Annotated in this window: 1 protein-coding gene and 1 pseudogene; both read right to left on the bottom strand. The window is 71.1% G+C overall.

What is annotated here, in order from left to right:
• Positions 1-218, bottom strand: a pseudogene (locus GA0115240_RS29005) (NADP-dependent oxidoreductase); the annotation flags it as partial.
• 77 nt (positions 219-295) lie between these two features.
• Positions 296-1,180, bottom strand: a complete 885-nt coding sequence (locus tag GA0115240_RS29010) for a tellurite resistance/C4-dicarboxylate transporter family protein (RefSeq protein WP_237555297.1) — start codon at positions 1,178-1,180, stop codon at positions 296-298.
• Positions 1,181-1,469: the final 289 nt, after the last annotated feature.

A 1,469-nucleotide genomic window follows, 5' to 3' on the forward strand; every position in this document is an offset into this window, starting at 1 on the left:
ACCTCCTTGGAGGGCACGATCGGCAGCCGCAGGCTGCCGCTGCCGTCGAAGGCATCCATCCAGGTAGCGTCCCAGTCCAGCTCTCGAGGGGTGATGGACGCCGAGCGGACCCGGACGAGCACCTCCCCCGCACCGGGCACCGGGCGCGGCGCCTCCTCGTAGCGGAGCTGTTCGGGCCCGCCGCGGCGGTGGCCCCGTACCGCATGCATGGTCTCCATTGCTGCCTCCTCGGAACGGTAGCTACCTGCGGATATCCAACACGGTCCCAGCGGCTGCACGTGGCGGACCCGCCGGGTCATTCCCCCTGCAGGGCCCTCACGAGCGTCTTGACCAGTCCGCTGAAGGTCAAAAGCCACGCTCCGACCGCGACCCAGAGCAGGACTCTGCCCAGGGGCTCCAGCCAATCGACCCCGGCCGACGTGGACAGGGAGAGCGAGGCGACCGCGGTCATTCCCAGCGGGAAGATCGTGGACCAGCGCCGGACGTCGTAGCTGAGACGTGGCCGGCGGATCTCCGCGTACACCAGCGGCACCCAGGTGGCGAAAGCGAGCGCGAGCAGCAGCAGAGACGCGGCTCGCAGGCCCTGGTGGGCGTCGCCGGTCCACCGGGTGGAGCCAATGAGCGTGGAGCCGGCCAGGGCCGAGATGGCCAGCGCCCCGCCGGCCACCCACTGGTCGCCTGCGCCGGTGAAGATCTGCCGGACGTCGAAGCGGGTCAGCGCGACGACGTACAGGACCAGGCCCAGGCACACAAACGCGAGGGCCGCCGAGCTGAGCCAGCCGGCGCCGTCCGCGACCGACAGCCTCCCGGCGAGCACGGCGATCCCCGGTGCGGGAACGCAGATCAGAAAGACACCACCGGGCATACGATGCGTCAGCCGCAGCATCACAGACACCAGCAGCCCCGGCCACACCAGCACCGCCAGCGCGAGCAGGGCCGCGGCCGTACTCTGCCACCCGAGGACCGACAAGCGCGTTCCCAGCAGCGTGCTGGCCGCGACAGCGGTGAGCGCGGGCGGCGTCCGGGCCTCCGCGATCCAGCGGGCCCGCTCACGCAGCAGCCGGAACGTGAAGGCAAGGGCGAGCAGCACCCACCAGAGCCAGCAGACGGCCAGCCCGATCAGCGACAGAACCTCATAGCCGATCAACTGCAGCCCGACCGAGACAATGCCGGTCGCCATCACACCGGCGCCTGCCCCGGCATGCAGCCCCCGCCCCCAGCAGCCGCCATACGCTTCACCGTCCCATCCCAGCACCACCTCCCGGCACCCACCAGCCGGATCGGCCATCCGTGCCGGCAACCGAAGACCGCCCCCGCGCCGACGTGTTCACCAGCGCGCATCGGGAGATCGGTGCGACCACACGGGAAGGTCCATACGATCCGGGCCGAGTGCACCGACCGGTCGCGGATATTGCGGTGCCCCGAGAGCCATCCCCGTGCCAGGATGCGCCGCGTCTCGATGCCCCGCA

This window comes from Streptomyces sp. DvalAA-14 (assembly GCF_900091855.1).
Lineage (GTDB): Bacteria > Actinomycetota > Actinomycetes > Streptomycetales > Streptomycetaceae > Actinacidiphila.